General features: G+C 67.6%; 18 protein-coding genes. 11 read left to right on the top strand and 7 right to left on the bottom strand.

Annotated features, from left to right (window positions below; all coding sequences use genetic code 11):
• The first annotated feature begins 48 nt into the window (after positions 1-48).
• The gene (gene ppk1 / locus ACSQ3D_RS24975; protein WP_436128684.1) at positions 49-2,193 is read left to right on the top strand and encodes a polyphosphate kinase 1; all 2,145 of its coding nucleotides are present in this window, start codon (positions 49-51) and stop codon (positions 2,191-2,193) included.
• Positions 2,190-2,654 (top strand): SixA phosphatase family protein, encoded by a 465-nt coding sequence (locus ACSQ3D_RS24970; protein WP_056413260.1) that lies wholly within the window; start codon positions 2,190-2,192, stop codon positions 2,652-2,654. The genes ppk1 and ACSQ3D_RS24970 overlap by 4 nt, the downstream gene beginning before the upstream one ends.
• Positions 2,655-2,784: 130 nt before the next feature.
• On the opposite strand, the gene ACSQ3D_RS24965 is transcribed toward ACSQ3D_RS24970, so the two are convergent.
• Together ACSQ3D_RS24965 and ACSQ3D_RS24960 are read right to left on the bottom strand one after the other, a co-directional pair.
• Complete coding sequence (locus ACSQ3D_RS24965) at positions 2,785-3,387, bottom strand: hypothetical protein (RefSeq protein WP_436128627.1); 603 nt, start codon at positions 3,385-3,387, stop codon at positions 2,785-2,787.
• Between the two features lie 73 nt (positions 3,388-3,460).
• Positions 3,461-4,939: a Ppx/GppA phosphatase family protein gene (locus ACSQ3D_RS24960; RefSeq protein WP_436128626.1), complete on the bottom strand. Its 1,479-nt coding sequence runs from the start codon at positions 4,937-4,939 to the stop codon at positions 3,461-3,463.
• 264 nt (positions 4,940-5,203) lie between these two features.
• Between ACSQ3D_RS24960 and pstS the strand changes: the two genes are divergently transcribed.
• From pstS to phoR, 7 genes are all read left to right on the top strand, one after another.
• The gene (gene pstS / locus ACSQ3D_RS24955) at positions 5,204-6,226 is read left to right on the top strand and encodes a phosphate ABC transporter substrate-binding protein PstS (protein WP_056413251.1); all 1,023 of its coding nucleotides are present in this window, start codon (positions 5,204-5,206) and stop codon (positions 6,224-6,226) included.
• Between the two features lie 97 nt (positions 6,227-6,323).
• Positions 6,324-7,346: a phosphate ABC transporter permease subunit PstC gene (gene pstC / locus ACSQ3D_RS24950; protein ID WP_056413248.1), complete on the top strand. Its 1,023-nt coding sequence runs from the start codon at positions 6,324-6,326 to the stop codon at positions 7,344-7,346.
• Between the two features lie 36 nt (positions 7,347-7,382).
• Positions 7,383-8,237 carry a phosphate ABC transporter permease PstA gene (gene pstA / locus ACSQ3D_RS24945; protein WP_396505776.1) on the top strand — a complete coding sequence of 285 codons (855 nt, stop codon included), beginning with the start codon at positions 7,383-7,385 and terminating at the stop codon, positions 8,235-8,237.
• Between the two features lie 58 nt (positions 8,238-8,295).
• Positions 8,296-9,078, top strand: coding sequence for a phosphate ABC transporter ATP-binding protein PstB (gene pstB / locus ACSQ3D_RS24940; protein WP_056413242.1), 783 nt, complete (start codon positions 8,296-8,298; stop codon positions 9,076-9,078).
• 12 nt (positions 9,079-9,090) lie between these two features.
• Positions 9,091-9,792: a phosphate signaling complex protein PhoU gene (gene phoU / locus ACSQ3D_RS24935; RefSeq protein WP_056163712.1), complete on the top strand. Its 702-nt coding sequence runs from the start codon at positions 9,091-9,093 to the stop codon at positions 9,790-9,792.
• A 109-nt stretch (positions 9,793-9,901) separates the two neighbouring features.
• Positions 9,902-10,609, top strand: a complete 708-nt coding sequence (gene phoB, locus ACSQ3D_RS24930) for a phosphate regulon transcriptional regulator PhoB (RefSeq protein WP_056163714.1) — start codon at positions 9,902-9,904, stop codon at positions 10,607-10,609.
• A gap of 194 nt (positions 10,610-10,803) precedes the next feature.
• A complete protein-coding gene (gene phoR, locus ACSQ3D_RS24925; protein WP_436128625.1) occupies positions 10,804-12,156 on the top strand; it encodes a phosphate regulon sensor histidine kinase PhoR in 1,353 nt (450 codons plus the stop codon).
• An 80-nt stretch (positions 12,157-12,236) separates the two neighbouring features.
• On the opposite strand, the gene ACSQ3D_RS24920 is transcribed toward phoR, so the two are convergent.
• The 5 genes from ACSQ3D_RS24920 to trxA form a co-directional block, all read right to left on the bottom strand.
• Entirely contained in the window at positions 12,237-13,574 is a 1,338-nt protein-coding gene (locus tag ACSQ3D_RS24920) for an MATE family efflux transporter (protein ID WP_436128624.1), read from the bottom strand.
• Positions 13,575-13,793: 219 nt separating this feature from the next.
• Positions 13,794-15,491 (bottom strand): hypothetical protein, encoded by a 1,698-nt coding sequence (locus tag ACSQ3D_RS24915; protein ID WP_056413231.1) that lies wholly within the window; start codon positions 15,489-15,491, stop codon positions 13,794-13,796.
• A 228-nt stretch (positions 15,492-15,719) separates the two neighbouring features.
• Entirely contained in the window at positions 15,720-15,974 is a 255-nt protein-coding gene (locus ACSQ3D_RS24910) for a type B 50S ribosomal protein L31 (RefSeq protein WP_056163725.1), read from the bottom strand.
• 271 nt (positions 15,975-16,245) lie between these two features.
• Positions 16,246-17,508 carry a transcription termination factor Rho gene (gene rho / locus ACSQ3D_RS24905; protein ID WP_056067265.1) on the bottom strand — a complete coding sequence of 421 codons (1,263 nt, stop codon included), beginning with the start codon at positions 17,506-17,508 and terminating at the stop codon, positions 16,246-16,248.
• A gap of 261 nt (positions 17,509-17,769) precedes the next feature.
• Positions 17,770-18,102 (bottom strand): thioredoxin TrxA, encoded by a 333-nt coding sequence (gene trxA / locus ACSQ3D_RS24900; protein ID WP_056413228.1) that lies wholly within the window; start codon positions 18,100-18,102, stop codon positions 17,770-17,772.
• A gap of 109 nt (positions 18,103-18,211) precedes the next feature.
• On the opposite strand from trxA, the gene ACSQ3D_RS24895 reads away from it, so the two are divergent.
• Both ACSQ3D_RS24895 and ACSQ3D_RS24890 read left to right on the top strand, forming a co-directional pair.
• Positions 18,212-20,794: a PD-(D/E)XK nuclease family protein gene (locus tag ACSQ3D_RS24895; RefSeq protein ID WP_436128623.1), complete on the top strand. Its 2,583-nt coding sequence runs from the start codon at positions 18,212-18,214 to the stop codon at positions 20,792-20,794.
• 183 nt (positions 20,795-20,977) lie between these two features.
• On the top strand, positions 20,978-24,649 hold the full coding sequence (locus ACSQ3D_RS24890) for a UvrD-helicase domain-containing protein (RefSeq protein ID WP_436128622.1): 3,672 nt from the start codon (positions 20,978-20,980) through the stop codon (positions 24,647-24,649).
• Positions 24,650-24,677: the final 28 nt, after the last annotated feature.

Here is a 24,677-nt window from a genome sequence, read left to right as displayed (position 1 = left end):
CCTTTGCCTTTTGATGACGCTGCCGCCATGCGGTTCGATACCGCTGCCATGACCGAACACCCTCCTGCTGCCTTGTCACATGACCGTCATGACGGTGCCCCGGCTGCACTGGCGCAATCCGCGCAGTGGCCGGCTTTCCTGGACCGGGACCACAGCATCCTGGCCTTCAACGAGCGCGTGCTCGACTGGGCCGTGCGCAGCGATGTGCCGCTGCTGGAGCGGCTGCGCTACCTGTGCATCGTGTCGTCCAACCTCGACGAATTCTTTGAAGTGCGCGCCGCGCCGCACATCACCGCGGCGCAAAAAGGCGAGACGCAGGGCCGCTATTCCACCGCGTCGTTCGAGGCTGTGGCCGCCAAGGTGCATGGCCTGGTAGAGCGCCAGTACGCGCTCTACAACGAGGCGCTGGTTCCCGCATTTGCCGAGCACGGCATCCGCATCCTGGGGCATGGCGAGCGTTCGCCGGCGCAAAAGCGCTGGGTGCAGGAGTATTTTGCAAGCGAAGTGCGGCCGCTGCTGATCCCGGTGGGGCTCGACCCCGCGCACCCGTTTCCGCAGGTAGCCAACAAGTCGCTCAATTTCATCGTGCGGTTGAAAGGCCGCGACGCCTTTGGGCGCGAAAACGAAATCGCCATCGTCAAGGTGCCGCGGGCGCTCCCGCGGCTGGTGCGCATTCCGGAGCGCGCTGCCTCCGAGCGCAATCAGTTCGTCAGCCTCTCCAGCATCGTGCGGTCGCACCTGGAAGACCTCTTCCCCGGCCGCGAGGTCACGGAGTTCTCGCAGTTCCGGGTGACCCGGCACTCGGACCTGGCACTGGACGAGGAAGACGTGCGCAACCTGCGGACCGCCTTGCGCCAGGGGTTGCAGCACCGCCACTACGGCCAGGCCGTGCGGCTGGAAGTGTCGTCCGGCTGCTCCCAGTTCCTGTCGGACTTCCTGCTCGCGCAATTCGGCCTGCCTGCTGCTGCGCTGTACCGGGTTCAAGGCCCCGTGAACCTGGTGCGCCTGACCCAGTTGGTGGACCTGGTGAACGACCCGTTGTTGCTGTTTGCGCCGTGGAACTCGGCCTGGCCGCGCCAGTTGCAGCCCGGCATGCCGATCATGGACCAGATGCGGCGCCGCGATGTGCTCATTCATCAACCGTTCGAGAGCTTCGACGGGCTGCTGGCATTCCTGCGGGAAGCGGTGAACGACCCCAACGTGCTGGTCATCAAGCAGACCATCTACCGCACGGGCTCCGACTCCGAACTCATGGATCTTCTGACCGAGGCAGTGCGCCGCGGCAAGGAGGTGATGGCGGTCGTGGAGCTGAAGGCGCGCTTTGACGAAGAAGCCAACATCAACTGGGCCGAGGCGCTGGAGTCCATCGGCGCGCAGGTGGTGTACGGGGTGGTGGGGCTCAAGACCCACGCCAAGATGCTGCTCGTCACGCGCAGGGAAGGGCGGCAGCTCAAGCGCTACGGACACCTGTCCACCGGCAACTACAACATGCGGACTGCCCGGCTCTACACCGACCTGAGTTACCTCACCGCCGACGAAGACATGACCGCCGACATGGACGGCGTCTTCAACCATCTGGCCAGCCAGAACAGGCCACCCCGGTTGCGCAAGCTCATGCTGGCCCCGTTCCATCTGCACCGGCGCATGCTGGAGAAGATCGAGCAGGTGGGCCTGGCCGCCAGCCGGGGCGAGGGCGCGCGCATCGTCGCCAAGATGAACTCCCTCACCGACGAGGCGCTCATGCGGGCCCTCATCCTGGCTGGGCAGCGCGGTGCGCGCATCGACCTCATCGTGCGCGGCGCGTGCATGCTGCCGGCAGGGCTGCCGGGCGCGACGGAGAACATCCGGGTGCGCTCGGTCATCGGGCGGTTCCTGGAGCACACGCGGGTCTTTTACTTCCTTGCGGGCGAGCAGGAGGACCTGTACCTCTCCAGCGCCGACTGGATGAACCGCAACATGATGCGGCGTGTGGAACTGGCCTGGCCCGTGACCGACCCATCGCTGCGCCAGCAGATCGTGGACGAGTGCCTGGTGGCGTATCTGCACGACAACCGGGATGCCTGGACGCTGAACGCCGAGGGCGGTTATGACCGTGCGGAGCACCCCACCGACGGCGTGGGCGCGCAAGACGCACTGATGGTTCGCTACGGGCCTGTGCCGCCCGCGGGGGCTGTCGAGCAAGGGGCTGCATGATGGACCTCATCCTGTGGCGGCATGCAGAGGCGGAAGAGCCGCAAGAGGGCCATGACGACCTGGCGCGGGCGCTGACGCCGCGGGGGGAAAAGCAGGCTGCGCGCATGGCCGCCTGGCTGGACCGGCAACTGCCGGAAGGCTTGCGCGTGCTGGCCAGCCCCGCACGGCGCACCGAGCAGACGGCCAGCGCGCTCGGCCGCAAGTTCAAGATGCGGGCCGAGCTGCTGCCCGGCGGGACCCCGCAGGAACTGCTGGAGCTGGCGCAATGGCCGCGTGCGAAGGGGGCTGTGCTGGTCATCGGGCACCAGCCCGTGCTGGGGCAAACCATTGCGCAGCTGATGGGGCTGCAGGCGGCCGACTGCGCCGTGCGCAAGGGGGCGGTGTGGTGGCTGCGCCAGCGGCAACGCCTGGATGAGAGCCAGACCCTGCTGCTGGCGGTGCAGTCGCCCGACCTGCTGTAGCCGCCGCGGCGCGCCGGGTGGCGGGGTCCGCTGACGGGCCTTGCCTGCCCGGGCCCGCCTGGCCTGCCTGGCCTGCCTGGCTCTAGCAGGACCAACCGGTGCCCTGCAGAAGCATCGCAGGTGCCTTGGGTTACTTGCGGCTGGCTTTGGCCGTCTTCGAGGCCGTCTTTGCAGTCGCCTTCACAGCCGGCTTGGCGGCGGGCTTGGTGGTCGTGGAGCTTGCCGGCGCGGCCACCGGCTTTGCTGCAGGGGCCTCGGCCTTGGGGCGGCCCGTCTTGATGGACGGCACGGCTTGCAGGGCGGAGCGCAGGGCAGTGTCGGACAGGGCTGCCAGCACCTTGAGACCGGCACGCAGCAACTCGCTTTTCTTGACGGGCTGGGCCAGTGCCGCCGAGCGCTGCTTGAGCGTCTCGATGACGGCGTACTCGTCCTTGGGGATGGTGAAGCTGTCGCGCACCAGCTTGGGCTTCTTCGCCTTGCTGTCTTTCGCGCTCTCTGCGGGCGCTGCCTTGGCGGCTTTTGCAGGCTTGGCGGGCTTGGTCGCCTTGGCAGCAGGCTGCTGGGCTGCGGCCGCCTTGGGTTTGGCGGCGGGCTTGGCGGCGGTTTGTGCGGGGGCCTTGGCCGCTGGCTTGGGGGCTGCTGCAGCGGTGGTTTTCACCGGCTTGGCGGCAGGGGCAGGGGCAGCGGGCACTGCGGAAGTGGCTGGAAGCGGAGCGCTGGAAGAAGTAGTCATGGCATCGATGAAATAAACGGTATAAACAGTTTATACCGTTTTATGTCAGCGCTCAACACGCCCGCTCCCGACTTCAGGCCAGGCTGACGGCCAGCTCCCAGGGGGTCTTCAGCCATGCCAGCGCTTCCTCGCGCAACAGGTGGGCCGATTGCGGGTACGCCGCGGCCCAGCCACCGCGTGTTGTCAGATGAAAGCGCGCACCGTCCTGGCGCAGCGCCAGGCCCGCGGTGTCGGGGTCGCGACGCGCATGGCACAGGGCCACGGCCAAGCGCAGGCTCAGCAACTGCAATGCGAACATCGGGTCTTGCAGGTCCGCTTCGATCTTGCGGACCTTGCCGCGCTGCCCCTGCACCAGGATTCCCAGGCGGTGCAGCTCGGGCACGGCAAATCCGGCGGCATCGGTGTTGTCCAGGATGTAGGCACCGTGGCGGTGGTAGTCGCTGTGCGAGACGAGGCAGCCGATCTCGTGCAGGCGGGCTGCCCAGTCCAGCTTGCGTGCGGCGCGCTCGCTGCCGGCAGGGGCGGCCTGGTCGAACAAGGCGCATGCCGTGCGCGCCACCCGCTCGGCATGTTCCGCATCCACCCCAAAACGCTGCATCAGCCCGTTCACGGTGGTGGTGCGCAGGTCGGTGCCGGGCTGCTCGCGGTCCAGCAGGTCGTACAGCGCGCCCTGGCGCAGCGCGCCTTGCGCGACCTGCATCTGGTCGATCTCCAGCAGGTCGAACACGGCCCGCAGCACGCTGACGCCGCCGCCGATCACGGCGCGGCGCTCTTCCTTCAGACCGTCCATGCGCAGGCGTTCGGCAGTCTGCGCCCGCAACAGCCGCTCGTGCAGCCACGCCAGCCCCTCGCGGGTGATGGTGCCGGGCGTGCCCCCGGCAGCGGCCAGAATGTCGCCCACCGCGCCTGCGGTGCCGGACGAGCCATAGGCCACTTCCCATGCATCCGGGCGGAACGTTCCCAAGGCCTCGTCGAGCACGGCCTTGGCCGCAATCTCCGCGGCAAGGAATGCCGTGGCCGTGAATTCGCCTTGCGGAAAGTAGCGCTGCGACCAGGCCACGCTGCCCACGCGAAACGATGCCACCGCATGGGGCGTGAATTGCTGCCCCAGGATGAGTTCGGTAGACCGCCCGCCGATATCGACCACCAGGCGGCGCTCGTCGGACTGGGGCAGCAGGCGCGCAACGCCTTGGTAGATGAGGCGCGCTTCTTCGGGGCCCGACACCACGTCGATCGGGTAGCCCAGCATCTCGCTGCCGCGCGACAGGAACTCCTCGCGGTTGCGCGCTTCGCGCAGGGTCTGCGTGGCCACCGCACGCACCTGGGCGCGGGGGAACCCGGCCAGGCGTTCGCCGAAACGCGCGAGACAAGCCCATCCACGCTCCATGGCCTCCGGTGTCAGGTTGCGGTCTTCGTCCAGGCCGTTGCCCTGGCGGACGGTTTCCTTGAGGTATTCGACGCGCTGAATGTGTCCGAACTCGTAGCGCCCGATTTCAAGGCGAAAACTGTTGGAGCCGAGGTCGACCGCGGCGAGGCGTGTGCCGTTGTGCATATTGTTCTGGTAGGAGCTTCGACCGGCATCCTACCGCGTGCCACGGCGCATGGAAGCTGCTGCCCGCGCACGGCAGGAGAAGAGGAGGGAATGGCCAGCGTCAAGCCAGTGTGTTGTGGTTGTGTGACGGGTTCGTGACATTGCCTTTTGGGTGTTTTACCTCTGTAGCGCACGGTCAAATGGGTGGCTTTTTGTCACTGAATTGTCATCTTGGCCCCCTAGAGTTCACGGTGTTCCTGTTAACCCTAGTCCAAAGGTAACCTCATGAAACGCACATTTCTCAAAACCGTTGCAGTCGCACTGGCCACCTTCGCGGTCGGTGGTGCCTTTGCAGCGGACATCACCGGCGCTGGCGCTACCTTTCCCTTCCCGATGTACGCCAAGTGGGCAGAAGCCTACAAGAAGGAAACCGGCACGGGCCTGAATTACCAGTCCATCGGCTCGTCCGGCGGCATCCGCCAGATCCGCGCCAAGACCGTCGTGTTCGGCGCCACCGACGCCCCGGTCCCCGGTGCTGACCTCGACAAGGACGGCATGGTGCAGTTCCCCGCCATCATCGGCGGCACGGTGCCCGTGATCAACCTGGACGGATTCAAGCCCGGCGAACTGCGCGTCACGGGCCCCGTGCTGGCCGACGTGTTCCTGGGCAAGATCGCCAAGTGGAACGACGCCAAGCTGGCGGCCCTGAACCCCGGCAAGACCCTGCCTGACCAGAACATCACCGTCGTGCACCGCGCCGACGGCTCCGGCACCACCTTCAACTGGACGGACTACCTGTCGTCCGTGAGCAAGGAGTGGGCTGACTCCGTGGGCAAGGGCGCTGCCGTCAAGTGGCCCGCAGCGTCGTCCGTGGGCGGCAAGGGCAACGAAGGCGTCGCCGCCAACGTCTCCCGCGTGAAGGGCTCCATCGGCTACGTCGAATACGCCTACGTCAAGAAGAACAACATGAACTTCCTGCAGCTGCAAAACGCTGACGGCAAGTACGTGAGCCCGGACGACAAGACCTTCGCCGCCGCTGCCGCCAGCGCAGACTGGTTCAGCGTGCCCGGCATGGGCATCTCGATGGTCAACGCCAAGGGTGCCGACAGCTGGCCCGTCAGCACGGCCTCGTTCATCCTGATGTACAAGGACCCGGCCGACAAGGCGCAATCGGCCGAAGTGCTCAAGTTCTTCGAATGGGCCTTCAAGAACGGCAAGGGCATGGCCACCGAACTGGACTACGTGCCCCTGCCTGACAGCCTGACCGCCGAGATCCGCTCGAAGGTCTGGTCGCAAATCAAGAAGTAATTAACTCCAACAATAAAAGCAGTCTGCCCCAAAATAGTACCCATCGGCCGGCCGGTCTGGCCGATGGGTACTGGTTTGTGGGGCCTCCAGAAGCCAGATGGGAGTCAACATGAGCGTGGGAACCACCATGAGTTCGCAACCCGTGTCCGTCAATAAAGTGACGGGCGCCCCCACAGAGTCCATGGTCTCGATTGCCAAGCGGCAACGCCTGCAGGACATCTTTTTCCATCGCCTGACCCAGAGCCTGTCGCTGCTCGTGCTCGCTGCGCTGCTGGGCATCATCGTTTCTCTTTTCGTCTACGCATGGCCCACGTTCCACAAGTTCGGCGTCCAGTTCATCTGGCGCGTGGAATGGGACATCATCAATGAACAATTCGGTGCTGCGATCGCCATCGTCGGCACCCTGGCCAGCGCGGGCATTGCGCTGCTGATCGCCGTGCCGCTCGCTTTCGGCATCGCCCTGTTCCTGACCGAAACCTGCCCTGTGTGGCTGCGCCGTCCGCTGGGCACGGCGGTAGAGCTGCTGGCGGCCGTGCCGTCCATCATCTACGGCATGTTCGGCCTGTTCGTGTTCGCGCCGCTGTTCGCGGACTATTTCCAGATGCCGGTGCAAAAGCTCCTGGGCTCCATGCCGCTGGTGGGCTTCCTGTTCGGTGGCAGCACCAACGGCTTCGGCATCCTGGCGGCGGGCATCGTGCTCGCTTTCATGGTGCTGCCCTTCGTGGCGGCCGTGATGCGCGACGTCTTCGAGATCGTCCCTCCCATCCTGCGCGAGTCGGCCTATGGCCTGGGCTGCACGACATGGGAAGTGGTGCGCCGCGTGGTGCTGCCCTACACCCAAAAGGGCGTGATCGGCGGCGTGATGCTGGGCCTGGGCCGCGCTCTGGGCGAGACCATGGCCGTGACCTTCGTCATCGGCAACGCCAACCGCATGCCCACGTCGCTCTTCTCGCCCGGCACGTCCATCGCCTCCACGCTGGCCAACGAGTTCGGCGAGGCCGCGGACTTCCACCTCTCCACGCTGTTTGCCCTGGGCTTCCTGCTCTTCGTCATCACCTTCGTGGTGCTGTCGGCCGCCAAGATCATGCTGCTGCGCGCCGAGAAGGCCAAGGGCCTGTAATCTGGACCATGAACCCACTCAATTGAGACAAGCTCCATGGAATTCAACCAACAACTGTACAAAAAGCGCCAGCGCTCCAACGCCATCGGCCTGACCCTGTCCCTGGGCGCGATGGTGCTGGGCCTGTTTGTGCTGCTCTGGATCCTGAGCGTGCTGCTGTCCAACGGCTTCGCCGCGCTGGACTGGAACATGTTCACCCAGTCCACCCCAGCCCCCGGCTCGGAAGGTGGTGGCTTGGCCAACGCCATCGTGGGCAGCCTGATGATGGTGGGCTTCACCGTGCTGGTGTCCACGCCCATCGGCGTGCTGGCCGGCGTCTACCTGGCCGAGTACAGCGGCCAGAGCAAGACCGCCGAGCTCACCCGCTTCGTGACCGACATCATGCTGTCTGCGCCCTCCATCGTGCTGGGGCTGTTCGTCTACGCGATCGCAGTGGCCACCGTGGGCAACTTTTCCGGCTGGGCCGGCAGCCTGGCGCTGTCGCTGATCGCGGTGCCCGTGGTCGTGCGCACCACCGAGAACATGCTGCGCCTTGTGCCTGGCAGCCTGCGCGAAGCGGCGTTTGCGCTGGGCGCACCGCGCTGGAAGGTGTCCGTCATGGTCACCCTGCGCGCAGCACGCAGCGGTGTGATGACCGGCCTGCTGCTGGCCGTGGCCCGCATCAGCGGCGAGACGGCGCCCCTGCTGTTCACCGCACTGAACAACCAGTTCTTCAGCACCAACATGAATGCGCCCATGGCGAACCTGCCCGTGGTGATCTTCCAGTTTGCGCTGAGCCCCTACGAAAACTGGGTGCGCCTGGCCTGGGGCGGCGCACTGCTCATCACGCTCTCGGTGCTGATCCTCAACGTCGTGGCGCGGGTTTTCCTGCGCGAGAAGAGCCGCGCCTGACCTGTCTGCCCCCGTACGCAGACACCCCCCAGACAGTCCCCATTTTCAGGATTTGACAATGACCGCTACTGCTACCGCCACTGCCAGCAAGAACGCGCTGGAACTGCGCAACCTGAGTTTCTTCTACGGCAAATTCCAGGGGCTGCGCAACGTCAGCCTCAACATCGCAGAACACAAGGTCACCGCTTTCATCGGCCCCTCGGGCTGCGGCAAGTCGACCCTGCTGCGCACGCTCAACCGCATGTACAGCCTGTACCCCGGCCAGCGGGCCGAGGGCAAGATCAACTTCTACGGCCAGGACATCCTGGACCCCAAGCAGGACATCAACCTGCTGCGCGCCCGCATCGGCATGGTGTTCCAGAAGCCCACGCCGTTTCCCATGTCCATCTACGACAACATCGCCTTCGGCGTGAAGCTGTACGAGAGCCTGAGCAAGAGCGAGATGGACGACCGCGTGGAATGGGCGCTGTCCAAGGCCGCGCTGTGGACCGAGGTGAAGGACAAGCTGCACCAGAGCGGCCTGTCGCTGTCCGGCGGCCAGCAGCAACGCCTGTGCATTGCACGCAGCGTGGCGGTCAAGCCTTCGGTGCTGCTGCTCGACGAGCCCACTTCGGCGCTGGACCCGCTGTCCACCGCCAAGATCGAAGAGCTGATCGACGAGCTCAAGCACGACTACACCATTGCCATCGTGACGCACAACATGCAGCAGGCCGCACGCTGCAGCGACTACACCGCCTACATGTACCTCGGTGAAATGATCGAGTTTGGTGCCACCGAACAGATCTTCTTCAAGCCCGAGCGCAAGGAAACCGAAGACTACATCACCGGCCGTTTCGGCTAAGGAGACAACGAGATGCCCGATAAACATCTTTCCTCGCAGTTCGACAGCGAACTCAACAGCGTCTCCGCCCGCGTCATGGAGATGGGCGGCCTCGTGGAGTCGCAGATCCGCCAGGCGGTCTATGCCCTGTCCCAGTTCAGCCTGGAGGCCGTGGAAACCGTCGCCTCGATGGAGACCCGCATCAACGCGATGGAGGTCGAGATCGACCAGGAGCTGTCCTCCATCATCGCCCGCCGCCAGCCCACCGCGCGCGACCTGCGCCTGCTGCTGGCCTTCTCCAAGGCCACGGCCAACCTGGAGCGCATGGGCGACGAGGCCAACAAGATGGCGCGCATGGTGCGCTCCATCATCGAGAGCGGCGCCCCGCGCTCGCTGCCGTCGAGCGACCTGCGCACCGCCGCCGAGCTGGCCTCGGGCCTGCTGCGCAAGACGCTGGACGCGTTTGCGCGCCTGGACGTGAAGGCCGCCGTGGCCATCCTCAAGGAGGACGACCTCATCGACAAGGAGTTCGACGGCTTCGTGCGCAAGCTCGTCACCTACATGATGGAAGACCCCCGCACCATCTCCCCCAGCCTGGACCTGCTGTTCCTGGCCAAGGCGATCGAGCGCATCGGTGACCATTCCAAGAACGTGGCGGAGCTGATCATCTATCTGGTCAAGGGCAAGGATGTGCGCCACACTGCCCTCGACGAGATCGAGTCGGCCGTTCTATAAGAAGAAAGGGCTTTGGCAACACCATGACAGAACTCACCCCCACGCTCCGCCGCCGCGCGGGTCGCTGCTTTCTGAGCGCAGCGCTTTCTCACCTGGGGGCGGCCCAGCGATGAGAAAACTCCCACGCGTCCTCATCGTCGAGGACGAACCCGCGATTGCCGAGCTGATTGCCGTCAATCTGCGCCACAACGGATTCCAGCCCTTCTGGGCGGAAGACGGCGAGTCCGCCCAGCGCGAGCTTGATGCCGTGCTGCCCGATGTCATCCTGCTGGACTGGATGCTGCCGGGCCAAAGCGGCCTGTCGCTGGCCCGCAAGTGGCGTGCCGACAGCCGCACCAAGCCGATCCCCATCCTCATGCTCACCGCACGCGGCGACGAGCCGGACAAGGTGGCGGGGCTCGATGCCGGTGCCGACGACTACATCACCAAGCCGTTCTCCACGCAGGAGCTGCTGGCCCGCATCCGCGCCGTGCTGCGCCGCCGCGCGCCGGAGCAGGTCAGCGACAGCGTGACCATCGGCGAGCTGGTGCTCGATGCCGGTACATACCGCGTGACCTTCCAGGGCCAGCCGCTCAAGGTGGGCCCCACGGAGTTCAAGCTGCTGCACTTTTTGATGAAGCATGCCGAACGCGTGCACAGCCGCTCGCAGCTGCTCGACAAGGTGTGGGGCGACCACGTCTTCATCGAGGAGCGCACGGTGGACGTGCACGTCAAGCGCCTGCGCGAAGCCCTCGGGTCCGCGTCCGTCATGGTGGAGACCGTGCGCGGCGCAGGCTACCGCCTCACGGCGCAGCCGCAGGTGCAGTTGCAGGCCTGATATCCATTTGCCTTCAAAAATATAAAACCCGTTCACGCTGAGCTTGTCGAAGCGCCGCGCGAGGCTTCGACAAGCTCAGCCCGAACGGCATTGAATGATTGAACGCAAATCCGTATGAGCTTGTTTTTCTTGCTGTCTTGAACGGGGCGCACGCGTTGCGCCCCTGGTGTTTTTGAAAAGGCGTTGCGGACCGGATGCTGTGGCGAATTACGTATTTTCTGCTCTGGCAGATTGCGGGCGGTAGCCTGGGCTGGTGGCAGGGAGGGCCGTGGGGCGCCGCACTGGGTGCCGCGCTGGCCGGGTGGGCCTGGTTTGTGTGGGACCTGCTGCGCGGCGCGCGCGTGCTGCGCTGGCTGCGCACGGGCGATTTGACCGACGTGCCGTCCATGCGCGGCATCTGGGGCGAGGCGGCCGACCGGGCGCGGCGCCTGCTGCGCCGGCAGGAAGCGCAGATCCGCGACAGCCAGGACCGGCTGCAGGAGATCCTCGCCGCCCTGCAGGCCACGCCCAACGGCGTGGTGCTGCTCGATGCGCAGGGGCGCATCGAATGGTGCAACCAGATGGCGGCCAACCAGTTCGGCTTCGACGCGCAGCGCGATGTGATGCAGTCCATCGGCAACCTGGTGCGCGACCCCGAGTTCACCGCGTATTTTGCCGAGCAGGACTTTGCGCACGACGTGGTCCTGGAAGGGCGTTTCAGCACGCCGTCGCGGCCGGTGCGCATTTCGGTGCACCTGCACCCCTACGGTGATGGGCGCACCCTCCTGCTGTCGCGCGACGTCACGGCCCTGGAGCAGGCCGACGCCATGCGGCGCGACTTCGTGGCCAACGTGTCGCACGAGATCCGCACGCCGCTCACGGTGCTGACGGGCTTTGTGGAAACCCTGCAGACCCTGCCCTTGAACGCCGACGAGCGCTCCCGCTACCTGGGCATGATGGCGCAGCAGGCCCAGCGCATGCAGAGCGTGGTGCAGGACCTCTTGACCCTGTCGCGGCTGGAGGGCAGCCCGCCGCCCGGCATGGCCGAATGGACCCCGGTGCAGGCGCTGCTGCAGCGCTGCGAGGAAGAGGGGCGCGCGCTGTCTGCGCTGCTCACGCAAAACCTGCCGCTGCAGCATGTGATGGTCTTTCCGGGCGCTGAGAGCCTGCGCATGGAAGGCCAGATCGCCGGCGTGCCTGCCGAGCTGCAAAGTGCCCTGTCCAACCTGATCAACAATGCCGTGCGTTACACGCCAGCAGGTGGCTCCATCACGATCGCCTGGCAGCGCAAGGACGACGGCAGTGCCGTCTTCTCGGTGCAGGACACCGGTCCCGGTATCGCGCCCGAACACATCCCCCGCCTGACCGAACGCTTCTACCGCGTGGACCGCAGCCGCTCGCGCGAGACCGGTGGCACCGGCCTCGGGCTGGCCATCGTCAAGCACGTGCTGCAGCGGCACGGCGCCACGCTCGAGATCTCCAGCACGCTGGGCAAGGGCTCGGTGTTCGCGGTGACCTTCCCTGCCAACCGGTTGCGCGGCTTTACGCTGCCTGCGGTGGCCGCCTGACAGGCCAGACGGTCAGACGAACCACGCAGGGCAAGATGGGGCCAGGCAGGGCCAATGCGCGCAACCGAAGGCGGCGCACCTCAGCCCTTCCGGTGAATGGCCCGCCACAGCATGGCCACGAACAGCAGCGCCGTGGCCAGCAGGGCCGCCGCGCTGGCGGCCCAGAACGGCATGGGGGAGGGCGCTACCGCCCACATGCCCGCGCCGTGGTAGGCCCACAGGTAGCCGCCGCCCAGGCCCGCGCCCCACAGCAACACGCAGTACACCACCAGCGGTGCCACCGTGATCCGGTAGCAGCGCAGCACGAACACGCACAGGGTCTGCATCGCATCCGCCAGGTGGTAGGCGGCCACCCAGACCAGCACGCCGCCCGCCATCGCCACCACCGCAGCATTGCTGGAGTAGATGCTGCCCAGGTGGTGTCTTGCTATGAATAATATAGCTGCCAGCGCAATGGCAGAGAGCGCCGCAAGCCTCAATCCCAGCAGAACCACCTGCCGGGCACGCGCCGGCTCGCCCGCCCCCAGCCAGTAGCTGGTGCGTGCGCTGGTGGCGATCGACAGCGACAGCGGCACCATGTAGAGCACCGCTGCCAGGTTGGACGCGATCTGGTGCGCAGCCGATGCGATGGTGCCCTGGCGCGCGATGAACAGCGCCATGAGCGTGAACGAGGTCACCTCCACCATGACTGCCAGCCCGGCCGGCACGCCCAGCCGCGCGAACCCGGCGATGGTGGGCCAGTGGGGGCGCTCCATGCGGCGCCAGATGGCGAGCGGGTCGTAGATGTCCCGCGTGCGCAGCAGCCAGATGGCCAGGCCCAGCATGCTGCAGTTGACGATGAGCGTGGCCCAGGCGCAGCCCACCACGCCCTGCGCAGGCAGCCCCATGCCGCCGAAGGTGAACCAGATCGACAGCGGCAGCTTGATGAACAGCGAGCCCACCTGCAGCCAGGTGACGAGCTGCGGGCGCCCCAGCGCCTGGTTCAGGGTGCTGTAGATGCGAAAGAGCAGGGCCGGTGGCAGCGCCAGCGCGAGCACGGCCAGGTAGCGCTCGACCTCGGTGCGCAGGGCGGGCGGCACTTCCGTCCAGCGCAGCAGGGGGCCGGGCGATAGCAGGATGGCCATGCCCACCACCGATGCCGCCGCGCACAGGTACATCGCCTGCCGCAGTGACCGGCCGATGGCCTCGGTCTGCCGCGCGCCGCGCTGTTCCGCCCACACCGGCAGCAGCGCCTGCAGCACGCCGATGAGCGCCACGTACACGCTGATGAAGATGGCCGAGCCGACCGACAGCGCGGCCAGCGAGGCCTCGCCATAGCGGCCCGCGACGATGGTGTCCGTCACGCCGAACGCCATGACGGCCAGTTGCCCGGTCAGAACGGTGGCGGCGTGCCGGGAGATGGTGGATAGCTCGGACATGTCAGGGTGTGTGTAGCGCTGTGCCTGCCGGCCGTCCATGCAGCCAGCGACGGGTCAGCCCGTGGAGATTTTCAAATGCGCCCTGCAAGGCTTCACGTCGACACGCTGCGTGGCCAGGCCAGCGGCGCAGGGGATGTGAAAGCCTTTAATGCTGGCATGCTGGCAGCCACGCTGCGCGCCCCGTGAGTGCCAGGGCGTGACGCCGAAGGGGCTGGCGCGTCAGCTCCCCCTGCGCCGCAGCACCAGGAGGTGATCGTTCTTGTCGGTGGGGCGGGGAACGACCGCCAGGCGCTCCCAGAGCGCCGCGTTGACCATGCGCTCGGACGCCGGCCAGGATTCCATGTCCGCCACCAACCAGTTGCATTCGTCCTGCAGGCCCGCGCGCTCCAGCCTGAGCTGGCCGTGGTACTGCAGTGCGGCAACCTGCGCGCGGCTCAGGCCCACCGTCTGCACACACCCGGGGTTCGTGCCCAGCACCGCCTGCACGGCGCGCACCTGGGGGCCGTAGCTGCGGGCATAGTCCAGCAGCGGCAACCACAATGTCATCAGCAGGACCCAGCCCAGCGCCGCACCACCCGCGGGCAGCACCAGGCTCTTCCAGATCGGCGCGCGGTCGCGCGAGGCGCGCCACCACACCAGCACGCACCAGCCGGCGGTCGCCGCCAGAGCCACCACCAGCGCCAGCGCAGAAAACTGCGGCACAAAGCCCGGTGCCAGCTTGGCCACGTTGGCCGCCGGCTTGGCCGGAAAGCCTGTCTGCATCGCGATCCAGATCACCCAGATGGCCAGGGCCGACACGGTGAAGAACAGCAGCGTGAACCAGTCGATCAGCGCGCCCACGCTGCGCCGCAGGGTGGGCAGGGCAAATGCCGCCAGCGCGGCCAGCGCCGGCAGGCCCAGCAGCAGCGCCCGGTCGGCCGGCTGCGTGGTGATCGTGGCGGCAATGGAGACGGCAGAGAACCACAGGGGCAGCAGCAGATGCCGATGGCCTTGCCGGCTGAAGATCTGCTTGCGCCAGCGCCACAGCGTCCACAGGGCCAGCGGCCAGGCGGGCCAGCCAAACCACAGCAGCAGCCGCGCCAGGCTCTGCCATTCCTTGCCGCCAGAATTTGCGCCCACGATCCGCCAGCGCCACAGGTCGAGCTTCCAGGCGACCAGCGCAGCCACCACGGTGATGGCGGCCAGCGCCAGGGTCCAGGGCAGGCGACGGTCGGTGCTGCTGCCCGGGGCCAGCACCACCAGCACCACGCTGCCCACGCCCAGCAAGGTGGCCAGCGCCGGGGCGCCTGCGAGCGTCAGGCCCAGCATGCCCACCACCAGCGCGATGGCAGGGGCCACGGTGCGGTGGGGCATGGCCGCCACGGCAAAGAAGAGCAGGGCGGTGCAGCTGAGCTGCACCAGGTAGCTGGTCACCTCGTGCGACAGCTGGGCCAACCCCAGGCAGGCGATCAGGGCGAGCAGCGCGCCGTCGGCGATCGCGCGGGCATAGTCGGGCGGGTTGGCCTCGCCGCCAAACGCAAAGGCCACCGGCTGCGCGCCCGGGCTGCGTGCCAGGTAGTACACGCCGTACCAAGTGGCCATGAGGGTGATCACCAGCAACGCGGCAAAGGGCACGCGCACCGCCATCTCGGGCGACAGCAGCCACGCTGGCGTGATCTGGATGGCCCAGGCGCCCAGCCAGTAGGGCAGCAGACCCTCGGTCTCGGGGGGCATGCCGCCCAGCAGGGGAGCCAGCCACGGCGTGCGCTGCTGCGCCAGCTCCAGCATGTAGCCGAATGCGGTGACATCCGCACTCTTCCAGGGATCACGGCCCACGAAGCCCGGCACCACATAGGCGATGCACAGCAACAGCAGCGCCCACCGCGGCAGGGGGCGGACGGCGCTTTGGGTCACGATGGCGGGGGTGGGAGGAGTCACGCGTCAGAAAGGCAGCAAAAGCGGAGCCGTCGAGAATAAGCGCAAAAACGCACCAAAACGATACAGGATGCAGGGACCGCCAGCGTCGGGATCAAAAACTCCTGCGTTCTTGTCCCCGCCGGCCCGCGGCCAGCGCGGTGATGCCCACCACGGACCAGCCGCTGCAAAGCAAAAAGGCAGCACGGTTGCCCGGGCTGCCTTTTGTGGCGGTAACGCGCAGGAGGCGAATTACTTCGCTGCGGTCTTGCCGAAACGGTTGCGGAAGCGCTCGACGCGGCCACCCATGTTGTCCACCGACTTTTGTGTGCCGGTGTAGAAGGGGTGCGACTCAGAAGAGGTATCCAGCTTGAACAGCGGGTATTCCTTGCCTTCGAAGGTTTCGGTTTCCTTCGTGTTCACGCACGAACGCGTCACGAACTTGAAACCGTTGGACAGGTCCGAGAACAGGACTTCGCGGTAGTTGGGGTGAATGCCTTCTTTCATGATCAATCCTTGTCAAGTGCGGGAGCCGTGCTGAACCCGGTGCAACCTTTGCGCCGTGGAACATCCAGCGTACTTTCCGCAGAAAAAGCCCTCTATTATGGCACAGGCGCTTGGACGGCTTTTTGCGATGGCCCGTGACGGCTGAAACTGGCGCGGCCTGGGCCCGAACCGCCGCGCAAGGGACGCCCCGCCGCGCTGGCGGTGTCCCCCTTCCCGAATTGCGTAGCAATTCGAGAGAAGGGGGAAGGCGCGACAGCGCCTCAGGGGGTTGTCACCCGCCTCTTCTCATCATGTCGAAGAAGTCCACGTTGGTCTTCGTGGCCTTCATGTTCTTGATCATGAGCTCCATCGACTCGATCTCATCCATGTTGTACATGAACTGGCGCAGGATGCGGGTCTTTTGCAGGATCTCGGGGGCCAGCAGCAGCTCTTCGCGGCGCGTGCCGCTCTTGTTGAGCTCGATGGCGGGGAACACGCGCTTTTCGTACAGGCGGCGGTTCAGGTGGATTTCGCAGTTGCCGGTGCCCTTGAACTCTTCGAAGATCACTTCGTCCATGCGGCTGCCGGTGTCGACCAGTGCGGTGGCGATGATGGTAAGCGAGCCACCTTCCTCGACCTTGCGCGCGGCGCCGAAGAAGCGCTTGGGGCGCTGCAGCGCGGCGGCGTCCACACCGCCGGACAGCACCTTGCCGGACGAGGGCACGACGTTGTTGTAGGCGCGGGCCAGGCGGGTGATGGAGTCGAGCAGGATGACCACGTCCTTCTTGAGCTCGACCAGGCGCTTGGCGCGCTCGATCACCATCTCGGCCACGTGCACGTGGCGGGCGGCGGGCTCGTCGAAGGTGGAGGCGATGATCTCGCCCTTCACCGTGCGCTGCATTTCGGTCACTTCTTCAGGGCGCTCGTCCACCAGCAGCACCATCAGGTGCACGTCGGGGTTGTTGGCCGTGATGGCGTGGGCGATGTGCTGCATCATCACCGTCTTGCCGCTCTTGGGCGGGGCGACGATCAGTGCGCGCTGGCCGCGGCCGATGGGCGCGATGATGTCGATGATGCGGCCGGTGATGTTCTCTTCGCTCTTGACGTCGCGCTCCAGGCGCATCTGCTCCTTGGGGAACAGGGGCGTCAGGTTTTCGAACATCACCTTGTGCTTGTTCTGCTCCGGCGGGCCGTCGTTGACCTTGTCGAGCTTGGTCAGGGCAAAGTAGCGCTCGCCGTCCTTCGGCGTGCGCACTTCGCCTTCGATCATGTCGCCGGTGTGCAGGTTGAAGCGGCGCACCTGGCTGGGCGAGATGTAGATGTCGTCCGTGCTGGCCGTGAAGCTGGTGTCGGGGCTGCGCAGAAAGCCGAAGCCGTCGGGCAGGATTTCCAGAACGCCATCGGCAAACACCTGCTCGCCCGCTTTGGCGCGCTTCTTGATGATGGCAAACATCAGCTCCTGCTTGCGCATCCGGCCGGTATTTTCGATTTCGAGTTCTTCGGCCTGCTTCAGGACTTCAGACACGTGCAGTGCCTTGAGTTCGTTTAAGTGCATGGAGTGACTCCTTGGCGGAGCTGGTGTGAATCTTGGGGGAGAGGGCAGGTGCCGGGAAAGCTGCTGTTTGCAGGCCTGGCATGCCGGGGATCTTGTTCCGGCTGCCAATGCGTGCAGGCCGGTGATCGGAAAGAATTATGACAGGAAAAAAATCGGGATATTCAGGGGCTGGCGATTTGATCGATCGCCAGTGCAGCCCAAGGTGCGCAAGCCCAAAGAAAAATGCCCCGCCAGACTGCCAGATCTGCGAGGCATGGGGGATCAGGCCAGTTGCTGATCGATGAAGGCGGTCAGCTGGGCCTTGCTCATGGCGCCGACCTTGGTGGCGGCCAGCTGGCCGTCCTTGAAGAGCATCAGCGTGGGGATGCCGCGGATGCCGTACTTGGCGGGGATCTCGCGGTTCTCGTCCACGTTCATCTTGGAGATCTGCAGCTTGCCCTGGTAGGTGCCGGCCACTTCGTCCAGGATGGGGGCGATCATCTTGCAGGGGCCGCACCATTCGGCCCAGTAGTCCACCAGCACCGGGGTGCCGGCCTTCAGCACGTCGGCTTCGAAGCTTGCGTCGGAGAGATGTTTGATGAGTTCGCTGGCCATGGCGTATTCCTTGTGTCTGGGCGGGTTGCGACCGGGGTACGTATAAAGTCTGGGCATTGTGACAGAAACCAATCCCACGTACACCGGTATGGCCGGGCCCTGTGACGCTATGACAGTCATAGCGAAAACCGATCAGTGCACCCTCTTGTGGCGGCGTGTTCTGGCCCAGGTCGCCCTGCACATCGAGCAGTGCGCCGCCCACCCGGCGCGCACGGTGGTGCTGGTGCCGTATGCGCAGCTGATGCCCTGGGCACACAGGTATTGGGGCATGGCGCACCCGGATGGCTTTGCGCCCCGTTTCGAGACCACGCGCAACTGGGCGCGCCAACTGGCGGCTTTCGTGCCGCAAGGGGACGACCTGGCGGGGGACGTGGCGCGCGATACGCTCACTGCCCGCCTGTTGCTCGACAAGGCCGGTTTGTCGGCGCAGCGTGATGTGCTGGCCACGCCCCTGCAGGAGGCGGCGGCCCAGCTGGCACCGGCAGTGGCTGCCGTGCCGCCGTCGCAGCGCGAGGCCTGGGGCGAGCAGGCGCGCGCACTGCTCCCGCCCGCGGACGAAGGCTCGGCCCTGCGGTTCGAGGCCGTGGTGGCGCGCATTGCGCTCGAATGGGTACTGGCATCGCGCCACGCCACCGACGTGCTGTTCGAGCCCGGCGTCGCCAGGTCCATCGATGCGCTGGTGCTGCTGCCCGGCTTTCAGCCCGATGCGCTGGCCCAGGCGCTGCAGGCGCATTGGGGCGGCAAGGCGTCGTCCCTGGCACTGTGGACCGGATCGCCCGACAAGCCCGCGGCCGGCCACGGCCGCGTGGCCCTGCATGCGGCGCAGGACGCCGAAGACGAGGCGCAGCGCGCAGCCGCCTGTGTGCTGGCCCACCTGGCTGCAGGGCGCATTCCGGTGGCGCTGGCCGCCAACGACCGCGCGCTCACCCGCCGCATCGGCGCCCACCTGGCCAGCGCCGGTGTGGCGGTGCGCGATGAAAACGGCTGGACCCTGTCGACCACGCGGGCTGCCGCGCGCCTGATGGCCGCGCTCACCGCCTGCGCCTGGGACGCCACCACGGACGCCGTGCTGGACTGGCTCAAGCACGTGCCCCGTGCCGATGCCGCGCTGCTGGCCCGCCTGGAGCGCGCACTGCGCAAATCCGCCATGGCATCGTGGGGCCACGTGGCCCGGCACGACTGGGCGAGCGTGCCCGACGTGGCGCTGGTGGTGGCGCAGGTGCAGGACTGGCGTGACAGCCTGCGGGCGGCGCGTGCCTTGCCCCAGTGGCTGCAGGCCCTGCGCACGCTGCTGGTCGACACCGGGCAATGGACGGTGCTCGAAGAAGACGCCGCCGGCGCGCGCGTGCTGTCGGCCCTGCGCCTGCAGGCCGGGCAGGAGGCGGAGCTCGACGGCTGGGGCGACGGCGCGGGCCGCCGCATGACGCTGGCCGAGTTCACGCGCTGGGCCAACGAGGTGCTGGAGGCCGACCGCTACGTGCCCGCGCAGATGGGCGATGCGCCGGTGGTGGTGCTGCCCATGCCCCAGCTGCTGGCGCGCCCGTTTGCGGCGCTGGTGCTGCCCGGTTGCGATGAAAAGCGCCTGCAGGCCGCACCCGAGCCGGCCGGCGAATGGACGCAGGCGCAACGCGAAGCCTGGGGCCTGCCCACGCGGGCATCGGCAGAGATGGCCCAGCGCGCCGCCTGGCAACACGCGCTGCAGACCCCCGCCGTGGACGTGCTGTGGCGCACCGGCGACGAGGGTGGCGAGCCCCTGCTGGCCAGCCCGCTGGTGCTGGCGCTGCACCTGGACGGCGCGGCGCAGGGCGGCGCAGACAGCCGCACGCAGCGCACCGTGGACGCCGCCCCCACCGAGCGGCCCCAGCCGCAGGGCGACCGGCTGCCCGTGCAGCGCCTCTCGTCGACCGCGTATTCAGACCTGCGGCACTGCCCGTACCGATTTTTCGCTCTGCGCCAACTGGGCTTGCAGGAGGCCGATGAACTGGCCGCCGACGTGGACAAGCGCGACTTCGGCAACTGGCTGCATGCGGTGCTGCAGCACTTTCACGAAGCCCTGCTGGCCCACCCGGTGCAGAGCCCGCCCGAGCGGGTGGCGCGCATGGACGCGGCGGCCCAGGCAGTGACCCGCGAGCAGCGCCTGGGCGAGGGCGACTTCCTGCCCTTTGCAGCTGGCTGGCCGCAGGTGCGCGACGGCTACCTGCGCTGGCTGGCCCAGCACGAGCAGACCGGTGCCCGCTTTCGCCAGGCCGAGCTGCGCACCACGCAGCCGCTGGGCAGCCTGGAGCTCGTCGGCACGCTCGACCGCGTGGATGCCGTCGATGCCGTCGACACCGTCCCTGCGGTGGCTGCGCAGGGCGAGCCTGCCACGCTGGTCATCGACTACAAGACCGAGAACGACACCGTGACGCGAAAGCGCATCCAGTCTGGCGCCGAGGACACCCAGCTCGCGTTCTACGCCGCGCTGCTCAGCCACGACACGCTGCGCGCCGCCTATGTGAACGTGGGCGAGCGCGGCGAGACGCAGATGCACGAGCAGGAGGACGTGGTGCACCTGCGCGACCTGCTCGTCGAGGGCATACAGCACGACTTCGAGCGCATCGCCGCGGGTGACCCTTTGCCCGCGCTCGGTGAGGGCATGGTGTGCGAATACTGTGCGGCGCGCGGGCTGTGCCGCAAGGATTTCTGGAAATGACGAGAAGGCACCCCCCTGAGGCGCTGCGCGCCTTCCCCCCTCTCTCGGCTGCGCCGGGAGGGGGGACGATGCCAGCGCGGCGGGGCGGCCCTTGCGCGGCATCTCGCGCTGGGGGCGCGTCGGTATCGCAGGTCAGGGGCAACGTGGCGGCTGGTATTGCGGCAGGAAAAGTGGATTCCGGAAATGACTGAACAAGCCGCCTACGAACACAACGGCCGGCCCGTCTCGCGCGAGGCGTTTTACGCCATCGCCTGCGACCCGCAGCGCAGCGTGGCGGTGGAGGCCTGCGCGGGCGCGGGCAAGACCTGGATGCTGGTGTCCCGCATGCTGCGGGCGCTGCTCGACGGCTGCGCGCCGCACGAGATCCTGGCCATCACCTTCACCAAGAAGGCCGCGGGCGAGATGCGCCAGCGGCTGCAGGAGTGGCTCGAAGCCTTTGCCCATGTCCCGCTGCCCGACCTGACCCGCGAGCTGATCGCACGCGGAATCAGCCCGGAAGGCGCACTGGAAAAGCGCGAGGCGCTACAAGATCTATACCGCCAGATGCTGGCCAGCGGGCGGCCGGTGCAGATCCGCACCTTCCACAGCTGGTTCGCGGCGCTGCTGGGCACGGCGCCGCTGGCGCTGCTGCAGTCGCAGGGGCTGCCTGCCCACTTCGAGCTGCTGGAGGACGACGCCGAAGCCGTGCGCGAGGTCTGGAGCCCCTTCCTGCAGGCCGTGGCCGACAGCCCCGGCCTGCGGGCCGACTACGAAGCCGTGGTGGCGCAGCACGGCCGCTCGCAAACGCACAAGGCCCTGGCGGCCGCGCTGTCCAAGCGGGTGGAGTTCGACCTGGCCGATGCGGTGGGCGTGGTGGATGCCTCGGTGCCGCCGTTCCAGGCCGCGTACCCAGACCTCGCAGGCTGCGCCGACCCGGCCGATGCGCTGCAGGGCGATGCCTGCCACCAGCGCTGGCTGGCCCGCGCCAAGGCGCTGGGGGCCGAAGCCAACAAGACCCCGCAAAAGGCAGCCGACGCCATCATCGACGCGCTGGCGTGTGCTGACCTGAACCAGCGGCTCGATCAGCTGCGCCGCGCGATGTTCGTGGCCAAGGAAGACCGGCTGTCCAAGAACCTGGAGAAGTTCCCGGCCGCGCAGGAGGCAGAGCCCGAGCTGCAGCGCCTGCTGGTCGCGCGGCGCCAGCACGCCGCCTGGCAGCACCAGCAGCGCATGGCGCGCCTGGCGCGGCGGCTGATCGCGGAGTTCGCCGCGGTGAAGAACCAGCACGGCTGGGTGGACATGAACGATGTGGAGCGCACTGCGCTGGTCATGCTGTCCGACCCCATCCTGTCAGGCTGGGTGCAGGAGCGGCTGGACGCGCGCGTGCGCCACCTGCTGGTCGATGAGTTCCAGGACACCAACCCGCTGCAGTGGCAGGCGCTGCACGCGTGGCTGTCGGGCTACGCGGGCTCGGGCGGCGGCGCCACGGCGCCCAGCGTGTTCATCGTGGGCGACCCCAAGCAGAGCATCTACCGCTTTCGCCGCGCCGAGCCGCAGGTGTTCATCGCGGCGCAGGCCTTTGTGCGCAACGGCCTGGCGGGCGACCTGCTCAGCTGCGACCACACGCGCCGCAACGCCACGTGCGTGATCGCCGCCGTCAACCACGTGATGGGCACGGCGCAGGCGCAGCACGAGACCACGGGCTTTCGTGACCACACCACCGAGTCGACCGACGCGGGCACCTTGCTGCGCCTGCCGGCCATCCTGCCCGCGGATGCCGACGATGGCCCCGGCACCGACCCCATGGCCTGGCGCGACAGCCTGACCGAGCCGCGCCACGAAGCCGAAGAAACCCAGCGCATGCGCGAATGCACCCAGGCCGCCGCCTGGGTGGCCGCCCAGATCGCGCAGGGAACACCGCCGAACGAAGTGCTGGTGCTGGCCCGCAAGCGCGACCGCCTGGCCGCCATGCAGGACGCCCTGCGTGCGCTGCACCTGCCGTGCGTGCAGCCCGAAAAAGCCGACCTGTTCGACGCGCCCGAAGTGCAGGACATCGTGGCGCTGCTGGACGCGCTGGTGTCCACCGGGCACGACCTGTCGCTCGCGCGGGCGCTGCGATCGCCGCTGTTCAGCCTGCCTGACGACGCCCTGGTGGCGCTGGCCCTGCTGCGCCGCCAGCCGGAGCATGCGGCCACCAGTTGGTTCGATTTGCTACAAAAAACAGAGCTGCTGGCGCCCGACCATCAAGCGGTAGGGCCTGTTTTGATGCAATACAAAGCCTGGGTGGACAGCCTGCCGCCGCACGACGCGCTGCACGCCATCTACCAGCACGGTGACGTGCTGGCCCGCTTTGCCGCCGCAGCGCCTGCCACCCAGCGCCTGGCGGTGCAGGCCAACCTGCGCGCGCTGCTGTCGGCCGCGCTGCAGCACGATGGCGGGCGCTACCTCACGCCCTATGCGTTTGTGCGGGCCATGAAGCGCGGCGGCGTGCGCGCGCCGGGCCGTGCCGATGCCCAGGCGATCCGCCTGCTGACCGTGCACGGCGCCAAGGGGCTGGAGGCGCGCTGCGTGCTGCTGCTGGACACCGACACGCGCTCGCAAAAGGCCGAGACCATGGGCGTGCTGGTGGACTGGCCGGGCGAGCAGACGGCGCCCACGGGCTTCGTCTTTCTGGCCAGCGAATCGAGCCCGCCGCCCAGCGCGGTGGACGTGCTCGCCACCGAGCAGCAGGCCCGCCAGCGTGAAGAGCTGAACATGCTCTACGTGGCCATGACACGTGCCAAGCACTGCCTGGCGATCTCGTCGGTGCAGCCCAGCGCGTCGGCCCCGGGCAGCTGGTGGAACCGCCTCACGCCGCTGATGGAGGATGTGGACATGGCCCCGGGCGGCGTGCCTCCGGGCGGTGCGCACGAAGGCCTGGAGGGCGCTGGAGAGCGTGCAACGGGCGCCGCATCGCCCGCGCGCTTCATGCTGGCCGAACTGCCGTCCGTGCCCGAGCACCTGCGCATGCCCCCCGCCATCCCCGCAGTGGCTGCTGCAGATGCACCCACCAACAGTGCGGTGGACCTGGAGCACGGCGTGGCGACACCGTCCACCCCCGCATCGCGCCTGGGCGAGGCCATGCACCAGCTGATGGAGCAGGCGGGCGTGGCCGGTGCACCGCTGGCCGACCTGCGTGCCCACGGCTGGCCCGCCGTGCGCGTGGCCCGCCTGGCGCAGGACTTCGACATCGCCCCCGCCGCAGCCCGGGTGGCCGCGCAGACCGCCCAGCGCATTCTGGCGGGCGAGGGCGCCTGGGCGTGGGACCCTGAGGCCGTCGACACCGCCATCAACGAGGCCCCGCTGCGCCATGGCGGCCAGAGCCTGCGCCTGGACCGCCTGGTGCACTGCACGCAACCGGCCGAGCGTGCCGGCTGGTGGGTGCTCGACTACAAAAGCGCCGCCGAGCCCGAGCGTCAGCCCGCATTGATGGCCCAGCTGCGCCGCTACCGCGACGCGGTGCAGCGCCAGACGCCGGGCGAGCCCGTGCGCGCCGCATTCCTCACCGGCGACGGGCGGATGGTGAGGGTGCAGGAGGGCCATGCCGAGGTTGCGAGGTTTGCCGCGCCTGCCGTGGAGGCACCACCAGCCGCCCGGCTGGCCCAGGCAGCAGCGCCAGCGTCAGCACCAGCACCAGCACCAGCACCAGCACCAGCACCATTGTTGGCGTCGTCAACCCCCGCTGGCCCCGCCCATCCCGCCTCCCCTGCGGGAAGCAGCGAGGGCATCAGGCATACTCCGGCCCCCGCTGCGCCGCCCGCAGCGTCCGCGCCCACATCCACGCCCGCTACGCCTGCGGGCATCAACCCCGATTCGCCGCAGCGTTCACTGTTCTGAACCTGGCACGCCGCTACCCGCTACCGCC

The sequence above is a fragment of the Acidovorax sp. LjRoot117 genome, assembly GCF_964252695.1.
Classification (GTDB): Bacteria; Pseudomonadota; Gammaproteobacteria; order Burkholderiales; family Burkholderiaceae_C; genus Acidovorax.
The sequence above is the reverse complement of the archived record's forward strand: the minus strand, read 5'-3'. Positions and strand labels throughout refer to the sequence as shown.